The sequence below is a fragment of the Gordonia sp. (in: high G+C Gram-positive bacteria) genome, from assembly GCF_047606305.1.
Lineage (GTDB): Bacteria > Actinomycetota > Actinomycetes > Mycobacteriales > Mycobacteriaceae > Gordonia.
The window spans coordinates 1-15,443 of the sequence record NZ_JASGER010000018.1; the positions used below are offsets into that span (position 1 = coordinate 1).

Genomic DNA, 15,443 nt, shown 5'->3' on the forward strand with positions numbered 1-15,443 from the left:
CCCCGACCGAGTCCGCTCCCGAGTACCACAACCCGTGGCACGCCGAGCCCGCCGGCGGTGCGCCCGCCCCCGGTTGGCAGCCGCGTCCGAGCCGCTCGCCGCTGCGCCCCGGCGACGACCAGCAGTGAGCGCCGCCGACCGCGACCGCCTCGCCACCCTGGTGCGCGAGCTGGCGGTCGTCCACGGAAAGGTGACGCTGTCGTCGGGCAAGGAAGCCGACTACTACGTCGACCTGCGCCGCGCGACGCTGCATCACGAGGCGAGTCGGTTGATCGGCAAGCTGATGCGCGAGATGACCGCGGACTGGGAGTACGCGGCCGTCGGCGGACTGACCCTGGGCGCCGACCCGGTCGCGACGTCGATCATGCACGCCGACGGGAGCCCCGTCGACGCCTTCGTCGTCCGCAAGGAGGCCAAGCGGCACGGCATGCAGCGCCGGATCGAGGGTCCGGACATCGCCGGGCGCCACGTGCTCGTCGTCGAGGACACCTCGACGACCGGGGCGTCGCCGAGCGCGGCGGTCGAGGCCGTGCGCGAAGCGGGCGCCACCGTGGTCGGGGTGGCGACCGTCGTCGATCGCGCGACCGGTGCGGACGAGGTCATCGGCAAGCTGGGTGTTCCGTACCGCTCGCTGCTCGGCCTGGGCGACCTCGGCCTCGCCTGAGAAACCCGTGTCGGAGAACCCGCCCGACGATGCGACCGGCCCCACCGAGTGGCAGAACCGGTCGACCCCCGTCGTCGGGGTGGGCCCGTGGCCCGGTGAACCGCCCGACGATCCGCGGTATGACCCCCAACTGCTCGCCGAGGGCGATGCGCGCAACGTCGTCGACGCCTACCGCTATTGGACCCGCGAGGCCATCGTCGACGACATCGACCGTCGTCGGCATCCGTTCCACGTGGCGATCGAGAACTTCTCCCACGACGCCAACATCGGCACCGTCGTGCGCACCGCGAACGCCTTTGCCGCGGCCGCCGTGCACATCGTCGGGCGACGCCGCTGGAACCGGCGCGGCGCCATGGTCACCGACCGCTACCAGCACCTCGAGCACCACGAGACGGTCGCGGACCTGATCGCCTGGGCGCGGGCACGGGGCCTGGCCGTCGTCGCGGTCGACAACACCCCGGGCGCCCGGCGCATCGAGCGGACCGAGCTGCCGCGGGACTGCGTGCTGCTCTTCGGCCAGGAGGGCCCGGGGGTGAGCGACGACGCGCAGTCGCAGGCGGACCTGACGGTCTCCATCGCCCAGTTCGGCTCGACCCGGTCGATCAACGCCGGCGTCGCGGCCGGGATCGCCATGCACGTCTGGATCGGCCAGCACGCCGACCTCGACGACGCCTGGTAGCCGAACGCGCACCTTGACGTGACGGCGCTCACACCCTAGCGTCATACATCATTCGAAAAATGTATGACGTATAGCGGGGATTCGATGGGCAACCTTGGCAAGCGGGCAGTGGTCCTGGGCGGCAGCATGGCCGGCATGTGCGCGGCGGGTGCGGTGGCGCCGCACTTCGACGAGGTGGTCGTGCTCGAACGCGACGAGATCCCGGCCGACGCACAGCACCGGCGCGGCGTGCCACAGAGCAAGCACCCGCATTTCCTGCTCAACTCCGGCCGTCGGTCGATCGAGCAGATCTTCCCGGGCTACGAGGAGGCCCTCATCGACGCCGGGGCGCTGCACCTGATGCCGTCGTTGGCCGCCGCCCACTGCGAGGGGTCGGGCTGGATTCCGCGGCAAGAGGGCTCGATGACGATGGTCTACGCCTCCCGCCTGCTGATCGAGCGCACGCTGCGCGCCAAGCTCGCCGAGGTACCCAACATCCGCGTCGTCGAGGGCGTCAGCGTGATGGGACTGCAGATCGACGGCGACGCCGGGGCCGGTGGGCGGGTGAGGGGCGTGTGGATCGCCGGCGGCGAGGAAGGGCCCGACCGCCGACTCCTCGACGCCGACTTCGTCGTCGACACCCTGGGGCGCGGGTCTGCGGTCTCGGACTGGCTGCACAAGGCCGGGTGGCCCGAGGTCCCCGTCCAGTCGCTCGACGCGGGCGTCACCTACACCTCTCAGTGGTTCCAGAAGCCGGCCGACCTCCCGGAGAGCTGGTGGTGGGCCCACATGTCGGTCATGCCCACCGTCGAACCCGGCGACCACCCACCCGAGCACGACTTCCTCTGCCAGATCTTCCCGATCGAGGGCGACCGCGTGCTGGTGACCCTGGGGTCCTGGGGGCACCCGATGCCGCGCAAGGAGGACGAGTTCCTCGACTCGGTGCACAAGGTGCGTGCGCCGGGCTTCGGTCGTGCGGTCGACCTGTGCGAGCCGATCTCCAAGGTGTTCGTGACAAAGTCCACCGGCAACAAGCGGCGCCGCTACGACCGACTGCCGAACCCGCCCGCGGGGCTGGTCTACGTCGGCGATGCGATCTGCGGGTTCAACCCGTTCTACGGGCAGGGGATGAGCTCGGCGGCCAAGTCCGCACTGCTGCTCAAGGACAAGCTCGCCGACGCCACCGCCGTCGACACCCCCTTCGTCATCGACTACCTCACCGACCAGTGTCGGCTGCTCGACGACATCTGGACGCTGGCCCTGGCCCGCGACCAGGGTTACGCGAATGCCGAGGGCACCGAGATCGCGCCGCGGTGGCGGCAGAAGCTCGCCTACCGCGCGAGCTGGCCGGCGTTCCACCACATCTCGGCGACCACCCGCGAGGACCCGGTGGTCGAGGAACACTTCTCGCGGGTCTTCAACCTCGACGAGTCGGTGACCACCTTCGTCAAGAACCCGCGCGTCGTCGCCGGCCTCGCATGGTTCGCGGTGAAGCGGGCCTTCGGAAAGAACCGGCTGCCGCTCGGCTTCGACAGCCGCGCCGACCCACCGTCGGACATCTGGCGCGACGGCGTCCCGCATCCGGGCGGTCGAGTACAACCACTCCCCAAGGGCACCAAGCCCGGGGCCATGACGAAGGGAGCCTGAGAAATGGCTGTCTGCACCGCGGGCGACGTCCCGTCGATCATCACGCGCTACCTCGGCTTCGACTGCGCGAACGCCAATCCCGTCATCACCGTCCGCAACCCGGCCGATCTGGCCAACTGGACGTTGCCGGTCCTGGAGATCACCATCATCCTCGGCGCGGTCCTGGCCCTGCTGCACGCGATCCGCCGGTGGCGCCGCGACGGCGACCCGACGAATCTGACGATCTGGGTGGCCTCGCTGGTCTATCTGTTCGTCATCGAGCCGCCGCTGTATTTCCCGGAGTGGTTCCACGCCCAAGAGGCGATGGGCTTCATGTTCTCCCACAACGTGTTCACGGTGAACCTGATGTACGACCGGCTGCCGCTCTACATCGTCGCGATCTACCCGGCGCTGAGCCAGCTCGCCTACGAGATCGTGCGGTCGTGGGGCTTCTTCGACGGGACGACGCGCTCGGCGGTGAAGGGCTCGGTGGTCATGGCCGTGGTGTTCCAGGCGTTCTACGAGATCTTCGACCAACTCGGACCCCAGCTGAAGTGGTGGGCGTGGAACGTCGACGCCCCGTTCTACTCCGACACCATCGCGCAGATGCAGGCGCAGGGGGTCCACGCCGACAAACTCGGCAACCCGGCCGCGGTGCCCACCCTCGCATCGGTGCCGTGGGGCAGCGTGTGGCTGTTCGCGACGGTGTCATTCGCCGTGTTGGTGTTCCTCGCGGTCCGGCTGGTCTACAACCCGACGGTCGCCGGCCATCGCCCGCGCGGGTTGTCGTGGGTCTGGCGCACCCTGGTGACCGGCGTGCTCGCCGTCGTCAGCCTTCCGCTGCTCTCCATCCCCACCGGGATCTTCGGCCGCGACGAGCACGCCAACCTGACCGCGCAGCACATCGTCTACGTCACCGAGTTCTGCATCGTGTGGATCCTCGCCGGCTACGCGCTCTACACGCAATGGCAGCACCTGCGCCGCGAACCGGCGGCAGCGGTCGCCGCCGCCCGCTCGGCCCGCCCGTTCCTGGTGGTCTTCGGACCGCTGTTCCTCCTCGTCCACCTCGGGCTGTGGATCACCGCGCTGCCGGCGTTCTTCGTGGCGAAGGACGGGATCACCGCCGACGACACCCCGATCGGCAACCTGCCCTACGTCGTCGTCTGCTTCATCGTGGCGACCGTGGTGCTGGGGGTGGCACTCGCGCGGGGTCGGTCGAGTGCCGTCGAACCGTCGCCGGTGAGTGCTGCGTCGCGCTAGCGGCCTGTGGGAGCATGGCGCCATGAGGACGCGCGGCTGGCAGGGTGACCTGCCCCAGGATTCCGACGAGGCCCGTGCCCGGATCCTGGCCGCCGCGGCCACCTGCGTCGAGCGGTTCGGTGCGGAGAAGACGCGGCTGGCCGACGTCGCGGGCGAGCTCGGGGTGACCCGGCAGACGGTGTACCGCTACTTCGCCTCCGTCGACGACATGCTCGTGGCCGTCGCCGAGGCCGGCGTCGACGACTTCCTGGACCGGATGCGCGTCGAGCTCGGCCACGTCCACACCGCTTCCGACGCGGTCACCGAGACCATCATCTGGTGCCTGCACGCACTGCCGGAGGAACCCGCGATCGGGTTGATGGTGCGCACCGGCAAGACGGACTTCTTCACCCGTGAGGCGACGACGCCGGGGGCGGTCGCGCTGGGAGCCCAGATGCTTCGGCGGCTCGATGTGGACTGGGCGGCCGAGGGCTTCGACGACGCTGCGCTAACCGGGCTGGCCGAGCTGGTCATGCGGGTCTGGCTGAGTTTCCTGCTCTACCCGGCGAGCCCGCCGCGCTCGGACGACGAGCTGCGCGACTACATCCGGACGTGGGTGTGTCCACCGGCGCTCGCGCGGGCCGCCGGCTCGACCGGCGGCTAGGAAGCGGCGGTGGCGTTGCGACGCCGGCGCCACCACTCGAAGACGATCGGCAGCACCGAGACCAGCACGATCGCGATGAAGATCGGCTCGATCAGCTTCTGGATCGTCTCGAACTGGCCCAGCCAGTAGCCGAGCAGCGTGATGCCGCATCCCCACACGATGGCGCCGACCACGTTGTAGGCGGTGAACTTGGCGAACGGCATCCGTGCCGAGCCGGCCACGATCGGCGCGAGGGTGCGCACGATCGGGACGAAACGGGCCAGGAAGATGGTGACCGGTCCGCGCTTCTCGAAGAACTCGTGGGCCTCGTCGAGGTAGCGCTGCTTGAGGAAGCGGGCGTCGGGCTTGAACATCTCCACGCCGATGAACCGGCCGATCCAATAACCGACCTGTCCGCCGAGGATGGCGGCGATCGGGATGCCGATGAGCAGCAGCCAGATGTTGAAGTGCGCCTTGTCGACCTGCGCCGCGTGTTCGCCGGCCTTGCCGGCGGCGAGCATGCCGGCGACGAACAGCAGGGAGTCGCCCGGCAGCACCGGGAACAGGACGCCGGATTCGATGAAGATCACCAGCAGCAGGCCGATGAAGGCGAAGGTGCCGAACCAGCCGATCAGGTTGAACGGATCGAGGATGCCGGGCAGGGCGACGACTTCGCTGGTGGCGGTGGTGGCCAACGACAAGGTGTTCACAGGCCATCAGGGTACCGGCGGGGTACTGAGAACCCGCTGAGGGTGTCCGATTCCCAGGTGGCGGCATGGCGCCCGGGGCGGCTTGCCATACTGGTAGCTGCTCATTGACACTCGCGTCGCGCGAGTGCCCGAAACTTCGGTTGGAGGACCGTTCCATGCCCATTGCGACTCCGCAGCAGTACGCCGAGATGCTCCAGAAGGCGAAGGACGGCGGGTACGCCTTCCCGGCCATCAACTGCACCTCGTCGGAGACCATCAACGCCGCCATCAAGGGATTCGCCGATGCCGGCTCGGACGGCATCATCCAGTTCTCCACCGGTGGCGCCGAGTTCGGCTCGGGCCTGGGCGTGAAGGACATGGTGACCGGCGCCGTCGCGCTCGCCGAGTTCGCGCACGTGGTCGCCGACAAGTACGACGTCACCATCGCGCTGCACACCGACCACTGCCCGAAGGACAAGCTCGACGGCTTCGTGCGGCCGCTCATCGAGATCTCCCGCAAGCGCGTCGAGGCCGGTCAGAACCCGCTGTTCCAGTCGCACATGTGGGACGGCTCGGCCATCCCGATCGACGAGAACCTCGAGATCGCCCAGGAGCTGCTGGCGGCCACCCAGGCGGCCAACATCATCCTCGAGGTCGAGATCGGCGTCGTCGGCGGCGAGGAGGACGGCGTCGAGAACGAGATCAACGAGAAGCTGTACACCTCGGTCGAGGACTTCGAGAAGACGGTCGACGCGCTGGGCGTCGGTGAGAAGGGCAAGTACCTGCTCGCCGCCACCTTCGGCAACGTCCACGGCGTCTACAAGCCGGGCAACGTCAAGCTCAAGCCGTCGGTGCTGAACGACGGCCAGCAGGCCGCCATCGCCAAGCTCGGCCTCAAGGCCGGTTCGAAGCCGTTCGACTTCGTCTTCCACGGCGGCTCCGGCTCGCTCAAGAGTGAGATCGAGGAGGCGCTGAGCTACGGCGTGGTGAAGATGAACGTCGACACCGACACCCAGTACGCCTTCACCCGTCCCGTCGCCGGGCACATGTTCAGCAACTACGACGGTGTGCTGAAGGTCGACGGCGAGGTCGGCGACAAGAAGACCTACGACCCGCGCAGCTACCTGAAGAAGGCCGAGACCTCGATGGCCGAGCGCGTCGTCGAGGCCTGCAACGACCTCAAGTCGTCGGGCAAGTCGATCAGCGCCAAGGCCTGACGACCCCGACTGCGAAAGAAGCCCCGCCGATCGGCGGGGCTTCTTTCATGTCCGGGTCCGGCTACTTGGGGGTGCAGACCTTCCAGGTGCCGTCGACCTTGCGCAGGTTGATCGCCGTCGGCGTGACCTCGCCCGGCTTGGCCGTGCGGAAGGTGTCCACCTCGACGACGGCCTGGTCGCCGCTGACGACCTTGGCCGCGCGGACGCTGCTGATGTTCACCAGCTCGTTGCGCGACTGCTGGGCCTGGAAGAGCTTGGCGTACTCGGCGTCGTCGATGTCCTTGTAGTACTTGTTGGTGTCGCCGCAGGTCACCGACCGCAGCGTCTCCAGATCGCCGCTGTTCATCGCGGCCACGTACTTGCTGGCGGTGTCCGCGGCGACGTCGGCCTGGGCCGGCTTGCGGAGGAAGAAGAACCCGCCGGCGGCCGCGGCGGCCAGCAGGATCACCGCGGCGGCGATGGCCAGGGGCTTGCGGCTGCGCTTGGGCTTGTCGACCGTCGTCTTCGGGATCGTGGTCGGCTCGGCGGCCTTCTCATCCGCCGACTTCCACTTGCCCTCGACCTCTTTGGTCTTCTCCTCGACCTTGGCGGCAGCCGCCTTGGCCTCATCCTCGACCTTGTCGGCGACCTTCTCGGTCTTCTCCTCGACGGCCGCCGCGGCTTCCTTGGTGTCCGTTTCGACCTTGGCGGCGGTCTCCTTGACCTCTTCCTCGACCTTGGCGGTCTCGGTTTCGGCCTTCTCCTGCACCTCGGCTGCCTTCGCCTTGGCCTTGGTGACCCGCCCCTTGGCGGACTTCTTCACCTTGGCCTCGGGCTCTTCCTCGGCCTCGGCCTCGGCGGCCTTCGACTTCTCGACATTGTGCGTCTCCGCGGCGGCGACGGCCTCGGTGGCCTCGCCCTCCTCGGACTCAGTCTTCTCGGCGGCCGGCGCCTCGGTTTCGGTCTTCTCCGGCTCGTCGGCGGAATCCGCCTCGGTCTCGGCGGCCTCGTCCTTGTCGTCGGACTTCTTGCCGCCGGCGAGCTTGGCTGCCACGGCACCGGTCGCGGCGGCGAGCGTGGCGCCCACCGCGGCCTCGGCGCTGATCGACGAGTCGGCCTCGGTGGCCTCGCCCTCGTCGGCATTGCCGGCGGCGTCCTCGTCGACGCCGTCCTCGGTGTCGGCGGCCGCGGCCGACTCGGCTGCCTCGTCGGCAGCGTCCTCGTCGGCCTGTCCCTCGGCGGCCGAATCCTCGGCCTTCTCGGCCTGGTCGGCGACATCGCCCTCGTCGGCGGCCGTCAGGTTCTCGGCGGCCTCGGCCTGTGCCGCGGCGTCGAGATCGGCCTCGTCGGCCTTCGGCACGTCGGCGGCGTCGGCGGGCTCGTCCTTCGCCACCGCGTCGATGTCGTCGAGCTCGGGCAGGTCGGCGGCCTGGGGGAGGTTGTCGCGGTCGATGATGCGGGTGGCCGCGTCGACACCGCCACCGCCGCGCGGCTTGGGCTTGGCCGCCTTCTTGGCGCGGCCCTTGCCCGCCGTGGAAGTCTCCGGGGTGCCGGAATCCTCAGCGGTGTTCTCGCCGGTGTTCGGGGTTTCGTCTGACTGCGCCATCTGCCGCGCCCTGCCTTTTGTCCATAGATCGCTAGCGCTCACACATTAGCGAAAACCGCCGGGTAAGACACACCCGGTATGCCTGTTGGCGGAGGTGATCACACCGACCCGAAGTGGTTGAATTGGGTGGTGACTTCCTTCGGAGACCTGCTGGGCCCCCCGCCCACGTTACTCACCGGCGACGATGAAGCCGAGTCCGAGCTGTTGAACGGTGCCGCCCCGGCCGCCGTGGCCGCCGGTTCGCCCACCGCCTCGATCGCCTGGGCCTACCTCGCCGAGGCCGCGCTGGACCGCGTCAACGGGTCGGCCGCGGCGGACGAGGCGCCGGCGGCGGCCGTCGAGGCCTACGCCTACGCCCGCACCGGCTACCACCGCGGCCTGGACCAGTTGCGCGGCCACGGCTGGAAGGGCTACGGGCCGGTGCCGTGGGAGCACCAGCAGAACCAGGGCTTCCTGCGCTGCGTCGGAGCATTGGCGCGCGCCGCGAAGATCATCGGCGAGGAGGACGAGTACCTCCGCTGCCTGGACCTGCTGGGCGACTGCGACCCGCGCGCCGCCGCGGAGGTCGGGCTCGTCTAGAGCAACTCGCGACTGACCATCTCGGTGGTCACCAGCACCGCGATGGCGCTGACGGCGAGCAGGGCGATCAGCACGAACAGCTGCATGATCGCCGCCGCCGTCGTCGACGCTCCGCCCAGGACCATGCCGACGAAGGCGCCCGGAATGCCGACCAGGCCCACCGAGCGCGTCTGGTCGATTCCCGGGATCAGGGCGGTCGCGGCTGCGGGCTTGATCAACGCCAGCCGGGCGTCGCGCGGCAGGAACCCGAGGGACAGCGCCGCCTCGACCTCGCCGTAGCGGTGGGCGAGCTCGTCGTGGGAGTGCTTGCCGGCCAGCGAGGTCGCCGTCATGGCGCTGCTGAACATGATCCCGGCGGTGGGGATGATGGCGATGCCGGAGGCGGGCACCACCCCGGCGGCGACGACGGCGGCCATGATCACGGCCGTCGGCAGCGCCACCGGCAGCAGGCAGAGGGCGACGGTGCGCAGGGGAGAGGTCGACTTCCGCAGATGGCCGCCGGTGAGGCGGCTGGCCGAGGTGGCCGCGGCCGCCACGGCCATGACGGCGGCGAACAGGATCGAGAGCCCGAGGTTCCGGATCACCACGGCGAGGATCGCGGCCAGTGCACTGAGCTGCACGACCGCGCGGATCACGGCGATGACGGTCTCGCGACCGTGCCCGCTCGACGCGGCGACGTTCACCGCCACCGCGACCCCCGCGAGCACCACCATCACGATGACGAGCGCGGGCCCGATCCGGATGATCGTGTCGCCGAGGTGGTCCACCGCCCCATCTTGTCAGTTGCGGGTATCCGGGAGCCAGGGGAGCCGGTCGCTTAACCTTTAGCCGGTGAGGCCACGGAACCGGGCGGAGCGACCGCATCCCGCGCAGGCGGTGGGGGAGCAGTGGATGCGCGCCCGGGAGCCGGGCAGCCGCGCCCTGCGCCGCTTCCCGCCGCCGGTGCAGCGCCGGATCCGCCGCCTGCTGAACTCCGCCGTCCCGATCCTTCAGTGTGCGGTCGCCGCGGCCGCCGCCTGGTGGATCGCGACCGAGGTGTTCTCCCACCACTCGCCGTTCTTCGCGCCGATCGCCGCCATCATCTCGTTGGGGCTGTCGCTGTCCAAGCGGTGGCGCCGGTCGGCCGAGCTGGTCGCCGGGGTCACCATCGGCGTCCTCATCGGCGACTTCCTGGTGCGCCAATTCGGGTCCGGAGCATGGCAGATCGCCGTTGCCGTGCTCATCGCGATGTCCCTGGCCGTGTTCGTCGACAACGGCCCGATCATCCCGATGCAGGCGGCCTCCTCGGCCGTGCTGGTCGTCGCGCTGCCGGTCACCGGCGCCGGGTTCACGCGCGCCGTCGACGCGCTGATCGGTGGCATCGTGGGCATCCTCATCGTGGTGATCCTGCCGACCAACCCGGCCCACCGCGCCCGCCTCGACGCGGCTCGAATCCTCGCCACCGAGCGCGACGCGTGCGCCCGCCTCGCCGCGGCGATCCGCGCCGACGACGCCGGGGCGATCAGCGACGTCCACCGTCAGATCAGCGGGCTCCGCGGCAACCTCGACGAGATGCGCACCGATATGCGCGCCGGTCGGGAGGTCAGCGTGATGTCCCCGCTCTACTGGGGCTCGCGGGCCCGGATCGCGCGCATCGCCGCGACCGCCGAGCCGATCGACGCGGCCGTGCGGAACCTGCAGGTGCTCACCCGGCGCATCGACGGGATGGCCACGCGCGGCGAACCGGTACCCGAACCGGTGGTCGAGCTGATCGCCCAGCTCGCCGACGGCTACGAGATTCTCCGCGCCTTCATGTTGGCGCCGCCCACCGGAGCGCCCGACGCGGCCGATGCGGCCCGCGTGTTGCGCGGCATCGTGCGCCAGGCGCGTCCCGAACTCGTCGCCGCCGAGGATGTGACGGCCGCGTCCACGCTGGCCCAGATCCGCTCCCAGCTGGTCGACATGATGATGATCGCCGGCCTCTCCCGCACGACCGCCGTCGCGCAGCTGCACCGCGGGAGCTGACCACCGCTTGCAGATATGCATGGCGGCGCATATGTTTGCCGCATGGGGCACTCACACGACCACGCGCACGTCGATGCGACGGCCGGCAACCGGCGGATCTGGCCGCTGGCGTTGTCCGCGGTGCTCATCGGCGGCTTCCTGGTCGTCGAGGTGGTCGTCGGCTTGAGCACCAAGTCGTTGGCGCTGATCGCCGACGCCGGGCACATGGCCACCGACCTGGTCGCCCTGCTGATGGGCCTGTCGGCCCTGCTGCTGGCCCGGCACGGCTCGGCGACCGCCAGCCGTTCCTTCGGCTGGCACCGCGCCGAGGTGTTCAGCGCCGTCGTGAACGCGGTGCTGCTCCTGGCCGTCGGCGCCTACGTCCTCTACGAGGCGATCGCGCGCTTCGGCAAGGATCCGCACGTGCCCGGCGGCCCGCTGATCATCGTCGCCCTGATCGGCCTGGTGGTGAACCTCATCGTCATGGGACTGCTGCGGGCCGATGCCAAGGAGTCGATCGCGGTGCGCGGGGCCTACCTGGAGGTACTCGCCGATGCGCTCGGCAGTATCGGCGTCCTCATCGCCGGCATCGTCGCGATGGTCACCGGCTCGGGCTACGCCGACATCGTCGTGGCCGTGCTCATCGCGCTGTGGGTCGTGCCGCGCGCGGTGCGCCTCGCGGCCGACGCCCTGCGCATCCTCAACCAGCAGGCTCCCAAGCACGTCGACGTGCAGGCCGTCGAGAACCAGCTCGCGGCGATCCCCGGCGTCGTCGACGTGCACGACCTGCACGTATGGACGCTCACCACCGGCATGGACGTGGCCACCGTCCACGTCACCAGCACCCAACCGGGCGCGCCCGTGCTGGCCGCCGCCCAGGACGTGTTGGCCGCCCACGGTCTCGAGCACGCGACCGTCCAGGTCGAATCGGGACACGAGGGCTGTCGCGAGCTCAGCTGGTAGTCGGCACGACCAATCGCCACGGCACGTGGTGCGGGTAGAACGTCGACCGCGGCGCCGCCCGCGGCGTGAGGACACCTTCGCGTTCGACGAAGACCGCTGGGCCGCCGGTCTGCACCGCGCGTCCGCTGGTCCAGCGGCGCCCGATCACCCGCCGGGGCACACGCCCGCGCAGACCCGGCAGGTGGGGCAACGGCTCGATCTCCACGGCCGCGACCTCGCCGTCGAACAGGCGCAGGTCGTCCAGATAGCACTCACCCGACAGTGGCCCGCCGTCGGCGCCGACGTGCCGGGCCCGGCCGACCAGGACCGAGGCGGCGTCATCGCGGATCAACGGGAATTCCCGGGCGAGGCCGGTCCGCGCCAGTTCGGCGGCGGCCGGACCGGTGGGCAATCGGTAGACGCCGGTCGCGACGGTGGGGCCGTCGGTCACGTACGCGACCTCCACGTCGAGTCGCTCGAGCGTCATCAGCCGTGCGACGACGGCACCCAGGAAGGCGTCGGCGCGCGGGCCCTCGGCCTGCACGATCAGGCGGTCGATACCGGTGTCGGCGAGCGCGTCGTCGACGACCGGTTTCACCGCGGCGCGCAGCGACAGCAGGCTCCAATCGGCCAAATCGGGCGGCGTCAGAACGGCGGCGGTCACGGCGAATAGCGTAGCTGTGGCGCAAACCAAGTAGGGTTGGGCGGGATTGTCTGGCGAACAAGGAGTCTTCTGCATGCCTGCGATCGTGCTGATCGGCGCCCAGTGGGGCGACGAGGGCAAGGGGAAAGCGACCGACTTGCTGGGCGGCAAGCTGCAGTGGGTCGTCCGCTACCAGGGCGGCAACAACGCCGGACACACCGTCGTCCTGCCCAGCGGCGAGACCTTCGCGCTGCACCTCATCCCGTCGGGGATCCTGACGCCGGGCGTGAAGAACGTCATCGGCAACGGCGTCGTCGTCGACCCGAGTGTCCTGCTGAGCGAGCTCGCCGGTCTCGAGGAGCGCGGCGTCGACACGTCGAACCTGCTGGTCTCCGCCGACGCCCACCTGCTCATGCCGTACCACGTGGCCATCGACAAGGTGACCGAGCGCTTCCTGGGCAACGCCAAGATCGGCACCACCGGTCGCGGCATCGGCCCCTGCTACCAGGACAAGATCGCCCGCGTCGGCGTCCGTGCGGCCGACGTGCTCGACGAGAAGCTGCTGGGCGAGAAGGTCGAGGCGGCGCTGGAGATCAAGAACCAGATCCTCACCAAGATCTACAACCGCAAGGCGCTCGAGCCCGAGGCCATCACCGACGAGGTGCTGGGCCTGGCCGAGGGGTTCAAGGGCCGCATCGCCGACACCCGGCTGCTGCTCAACCAGGCGCTCGAGCGGGACGAGACGGTGCTGCTGGAGGGCTCGCAGGGCACGCTGCTCGACGTCGACCACGGCACCTACCCATACGTGACCTCGTCCAACCCGACCGCCGGCGGCGCGTCCGTCGGCTCGGGCATCGGACCGGGCCGCATCTCGACGGTCCTGGGCATCCTCAAGGCCTACACGACGCGCGTCGGTTCGGGCCCCTTCCCGACGGAGCTGTTCGACGAGTCCGGCGAGTACCTGGCCAAGACCGGCGGCGAGGTCGGCGTGACCACCGGGCGGGCCCGCCGCTGCGGCTGGTTCGACGCGGTCATCGCGCGCTACGCGACCCGCGTCAACGGGATCACCGACTACTTCCTCACCAAGCTCGACGTCCTGTCCGGACTCGACGAGGTGCCGATCTGCGTGGCCTACGAGGTGAACGGCAAGCGCTTCGACGAGATGCCGATGACCCAGTCCGATTTCCACCTGGCCAAGCCCGTCTACGAGACGATGCCCGGCTGGTGGGAGGACATCTCGGCGGCGCGGAGCTTCGACGAACTGCCCGCGAACGCCCAGCGGTACGTGCTACGACTCGAAGAGCTGTCCGGCGCGCACATCTCGTGCATCGGTGTGGGGCCGGGCCGCGACGAGACCATCGTCCGGCGCGAAATCGCCTGACGCGCTGACCGCCACCGACGGAAGGAGACGCGGCGATGCCGTTCGCCTCCACCGCGCGTGACTACGGGTCGGTGTTCCTGGGATCCGCCGGCGACAGTCAGCTGGTCAAGCGGATCCGCACCCAGACGCTGCTGACCTCCGCGATCGTCATCGCCAACGTCATCGGGATCGCGGTGGCGATCGTCCTGCTGACCGTGGGCATCCCGGTACCGTCCATCTTCCGGTCCGACACCGTGTGGCTGAACTTCGTCGCCGCGCCGATCTACATCGTGTTCGCACTCGCCTTCGGGGTCGTCACGGGGACCTACTTCACCGTGCGCGACCTGCGCTGGGCGATTCGCGGCGAGAAGCCGACCGCCCAGGACGCCAAGAACACCCGCCGCGCCCCGCGCCGCCTCACCGCGATCCAGGGGTTGCTCTGGATCGGCGCCACCATCGGCTTCACCGTCGCCTACGGCGTCGTCGACGCCCAGCTCATCCCGAAGGTCCTGTTCGTCCTCTGGTTCAGTGGGACGGTCGTCATGGGTATCTCGGCGCTGTTCGTCGAATTCATCCTGCGGCCCGCCGAGGCCGAGCTGATCGAGGCCGGGTTCACCGGCGGGCGTCGCCGGCTGCGCGGTCGGGCGATCTCCGCGTGGCTGGTGGGTTCGGGCATTCCGATCATCGGGATTCTGTTGGTCGGTCTGTTCACCCTGCTCTTCGACAACATGGGCAAGCACGACATGGTGGTCGCGGTGTGGATGATCGGCGGCGTCGCACTCTTCACCGGCCTGCTGCTGACGGTGCTGTCCAACATGAGTGTCGTCGGACCGGTCCGATCGGTGCAGGACGGTATGCGGCGCGTGCGTGCCGGCGACACCGACGTCGACATCGTCGTCTACGACGGCTCCGAGCTCGGCGACCTCCAGTTGGGCTTCAACACGATGGTCCACGGCCTGCGCGAGCGCGAGCGCATCCGCGATCTGTTCGGCCGGCACGTGGGGCAGGACGTCGCCGCCGCGGCGCTGCGGGCCGACCCCGAACTCGGCGGCAGTGAGCAGACCGTCGCGACCATGTTCATCGACGTGATCGGTTCGACGACGCTGGCCGCCACGCGCACCCCGACCGAGACCGTGGCCATTCTGAACCGGTTCTTCGCGGTGATCGTCGCGGCGGTCGAGGCGCACCGGGGGCTGGTCAACAAGTTCGAGGGCGACGCGGTGCTGGCGATCTTCGGGGCACCGTTGGAGGTGCCCGATCCCGCCGGTGCCGCACTGGCGACGGCCCGTGCGATCGCCGAGGCCCTCCCCGAGCAGGTGCCCGAACTCTCGGCGGGGATCGGCGTCGGCTACGGGCCCGCGGTCGCGGGGAACGTCGGGGCGATCGAGCGGTTCGAGTACACCGTCATCGGCGACCCGGTGAACGAGAGTGCCCGTCTCTCCGAATTGGCCAAGCGGGACCCTCGGCGGCCCCTCGCATCGGAGGTCGCGGTGAAGGCCGCCGACCCCGCCGAGGGGGCGCATTGGGAGACCCTGGCGGCCGAGGTGCTGCGCGGGCGCACCGAGCAGACCGTCGTCTGCGCGGCTCGCGTCTAGACACGTCGACCCGAACCCGG

At 69.9% G+C, this 15,443-nt stretch carries 15 protein-coding genes; 11 read left to right on the forward strand and 4 right to left on the reverse strand.

Annotated features, from left to right (window positions below; genetic code table 11):
- The first annotated feature begins 124 nt into the window (after window positions 1–124).
- The 5 genes from pyrE to QM634_RS03075 all read left to right on the forward strand — a co-directional run bounded on the left by pyrE (window position 125) and on the right by QM634_RS03075 (window position 4,851).
- Window positions 125–664 (forward strand): orotate phosphoribosyltransferase, encoded by a 540-nt coding sequence (gene pyrE, locus QM634_RS03055; protein WP_415041303.1) that lies wholly within the window; start codon window positions 125–127, stop codon window positions 662–664.
- A 7-nt stretch (window positions 665–671) separates the two neighbouring features.
- Complete coding sequence (locus QM634_RS03060) at window positions 672–1,343, forward strand: TrmH family RNA methyltransferase (protein WP_415041304.1); 672 nt, start codon at window positions 672–674, stop codon at window positions 1,341–1,343.
- Between the two features lie 84 nt (window positions 1,344–1,427).
- Window positions 1,428–2,969: an FAD-dependent oxidoreductase gene (locus QM634_RS03065; protein WP_415041305.1), complete on the forward strand. Its 1,542-nt coding sequence runs from the start codon at window positions 1,428–1,430 to the stop codon at window positions 2,967–2,969.
- A gap of 3 nt (window positions 2,970–2,972) precedes the next feature.
- Window positions 2,973–4,208 (forward strand): hypothetical protein, encoded by a 1,236-nt coding sequence (locus QM634_RS03070; protein WP_415041306.1) that lies wholly within the window; start codon window positions 2,973–2,975, stop codon window positions 4,206–4,208.
- A gap of 22 nt (window positions 4,209–4,230) precedes the next feature.
- Window positions 4,231–4,851 carry a TetR/AcrR family transcriptional regulator gene (locus QM634_RS03075; RefSeq protein ID WP_415041307.1) on the forward strand — a complete coding sequence of 207 codons (621 nt, stop codon included), beginning with the start codon at window positions 4,231–4,233 and terminating at the stop codon, window positions 4,849–4,851.
- Here the strand turns inward: QM634_RS03075 and QM634_RS03080 are convergent.
- The gene (locus QM634_RS03080; protein ID WP_415041308.1) at window positions 4,848–5,540 is read right to left on the reverse strand and encodes a DedA family protein; all 693 of its coding nucleotides are present in this window, start codon (window positions 5,538–5,540) and stop codon (window positions 4,848–4,850) included. The genes QM634_RS03075 and QM634_RS03080 overlap by 4 nt on opposite strands.
- Window positions 5,541–5,695: 155 nt before the next feature.
- On the opposite strand from QM634_RS03080, the gene fbaA reads away from it, so the two are divergent.
- The gene (gene fbaA, locus QM634_RS03085; protein ID WP_415041309.1) at window positions 5,696–6,736 is read left to right on the forward strand and encodes a class II fructose-bisphosphate aldolase; all 1,041 of its coding nucleotides are present in this window, start codon (window positions 5,696–5,698) and stop codon (window positions 6,734–6,736) included.
- Window positions 6,737–6,797: 61 nt separating this feature from the next.
- On the opposite strand, the gene QM634_RS03090 is transcribed toward fbaA, so the two are convergent.
- Window positions 6,798–8,321 (reverse strand): hypothetical protein, encoded by a 1,524-nt coding sequence (locus QM634_RS03090; protein WP_415041310.1) that lies wholly within the window; start codon window positions 8,319–8,321, stop codon window positions 6,798–6,800.
- Between the two features lie 129 nt (window positions 8,322–8,450).
- Here QM634_RS03090 and QM634_RS03095 point away from each other — a divergent pair, with 129 nt between their 5' ends.
- A complete protein-coding gene (locus QM634_RS03095) occupies window positions 8,451–8,900 on the forward strand; it encodes a DUF3151 domain-containing protein (protein ID WP_415041311.1) in 450 nt (149 codons plus the stop codon).
- Here the strand turns inward: QM634_RS03095 and QM634_RS03100 are convergent.
- Complete coding sequence (locus QM634_RS03100) at window positions 8,897–9,667, reverse strand: ABC transporter permease (RefSeq protein WP_415041312.1); 771 nt, start codon at window positions 9,665–9,667, stop codon at window positions 8,897–8,899. The genes QM634_RS03095 and QM634_RS03100 overlap by 4 nt on opposite strands.
- A gap of 124 nt (window positions 9,668–9,791) precedes the next feature.
- Here QM634_RS03100 and QM634_RS03105 point away from each other — a divergent pair, with 124 nt between their 5' ends.
- Both QM634_RS03105 and QM634_RS03110 read left to right on the forward strand, forming a co-directional pair.
- A complete protein-coding gene (locus QM634_RS03105; protein WP_415041342.1) occupies window positions 9,792–10,904 on the forward strand; it encodes an FUSC family protein in 1,113 nt (370 codons plus the stop codon).
- A 42-nt stretch (window positions 10,905–10,946) separates the two neighbouring features.
- Entirely contained in the window at window positions 10,947–11,846 is a 900-nt protein-coding gene (locus tag QM634_RS03110; protein ID WP_415041313.1) for a cation diffusion facilitator family transporter, read from the forward strand.
- On the opposite strand, the gene QM634_RS03115 is transcribed toward QM634_RS03110, so the two are convergent.
- The gene (locus QM634_RS03115; protein ID WP_415041314.1) at window positions 11,836–12,489 is read right to left on the reverse strand and encodes a hypothetical protein; all 654 of its coding nucleotides are present in this window, start codon (window positions 12,487–12,489) and stop codon (window positions 11,836–11,838) included. The genes QM634_RS03110 and QM634_RS03115 overlap by 11 nt on opposite strands.
- 73 nt (window positions 12,490–12,562) lie before the next feature.
- Between QM634_RS03115 and QM634_RS03120 the strand changes: the two genes are divergently transcribed.
- Complete coding sequence (locus QM634_RS03120; protein WP_415041315.1) at window positions 12,563–13,849, forward strand: adenylosuccinate synthase; 1,287 nt, start codon at window positions 12,563–12,565, stop codon at window positions 13,847–13,849.
- Between the two features lie 35 nt (window positions 13,850–13,884).
- Entirely contained in the window at window positions 13,885–15,423 is a 1,539-nt protein-coding gene (locus tag QM634_RS03125) for an adenylate/guanylate cyclase domain-containing protein (RefSeq protein ID WP_415041316.1), read from the forward strand.
- Window positions 15,424–15,443: the final 20 nt, after the last annotated feature.

Excerpts from the sequence above, each read along its gene's own strand:
- QM634_RS03065 (WP_415041305.1), top strand. The coding sequence starts at position 1,428 with ATGGGCAACCTTGGCAAGCGGGCAGTGGTCCTGGGCGGCAGCATGGCC.
- QM634_RS03070 (WP_415041306.1), top strand. The coding sequence starts at position 2,973 with ATGGCTGTCTGCACCGCGGGCGACGTCCCGTCGATCATCACGCGCTAC.
- QM634_RS03075 (WP_415041307.1), top strand. The coding sequence starts at position 4,231 with ATGAGGACGCGCGGCTGGCAGGGTGACCTGCCCCAGGATTCCGACGAG.
- fbaA (WP_415041309.1), top strand. The coding sequence starts at position 5,696 with ATGCCCATTGCGACTCCGCAGCAGTACGCCGAGATGCTCCAGAAGGCG.
- QM634_RS03090 (WP_415041310.1), bottom strand. The coding sequence starts at position 8,321 with ATGGCGCAGTCAGACGAAACCCCGAACACCGGCGAGAACACCGCTGAG.
- QM634_RS03105 (WP_415041342.1), top strand. The coding sequence starts at position 9,792 with ATGCGCGCCCGGGAGCCGGGCAGCCGCGCCCTGCGCCGCTTCCCGCCG.
- QM634_RS03110 (WP_415041313.1), top strand. The coding sequence starts at position 10,947 with ATGGGGCACTCACACGACCACGCGCACGTCGATGCGACGGCCGGCAAC.
- QM634_RS03120 (WP_415041315.1), top strand. The coding sequence starts at position 12,563 with ATGCCTGCGATCGTGCTGATCGGCGCCCAGTGGGGCGACGAGGGCAAG.
- QM634_RS03125 (WP_415041316.1), top strand. The coding sequence starts at position 13,885 with ATGCCGTTCGCCTCCACCGCGCGTGACTACGGGTCGGTGTTCCTGGGA.